Genomic DNA, 415 nt, shown 5'->3' on the forward strand with positions numbered 1-415 from the left:
AAGAACACCGGCAACGTGACCCTGACCAACGTTTCCATCACGGATCCGCTGGCCGGGCTCTCGGCATTGGCGTATACCTGGCCGGGTGCGGCAGGAGTTCTGCTGCCCGGTGAAACGGTGACAGCTACGGCAACATATGCCATCACGCAGGCGGATATCGACGCCGGCCATGTCGCCAACACGGCCACGACCACGGGCACTCCGCCTACCGGCCCTCCGGTAACGCCCCCTCCGGCAACGACGGACACTCCGTTGACCCCGGCTCCGGCGATGGAGTTCAGCAAGTCCGCTGACAGCTCGGCTGTTCAGTCGCCGTCGAAGGCCGGTGACGTAGTCACGTACGCCTTCACAGCGAAGAACACCGGCAACGTGACCTGTCTCTTATACACATCTGACGCTGCCGACGAGGAGCGTG

General features: G+C 63.6%; 1 protein-coding gene. It reads left to right on the forward strand.

All coding sequences use genetic code 11. The annotated features are described in order from the left end of the window. The coding region (locus ACLRGI_RS23295) for a CLIPPER-2 domain-containing protein (RefSeq protein WP_419203803.1) at positions 1 to 415 on the forward strand (415 nt) is incomplete at both ends.

This window comes from Paenarthrobacter sp. PPS72, from assembly GCF_048537125.1.
GTDB classification, from domain to species: Bacteria; Actinomycetota; Actinomycetes; order Actinomycetales; family Micrococcaceae; genus Arthrobacter; species Arthrobacter nitroguajacolicus_E.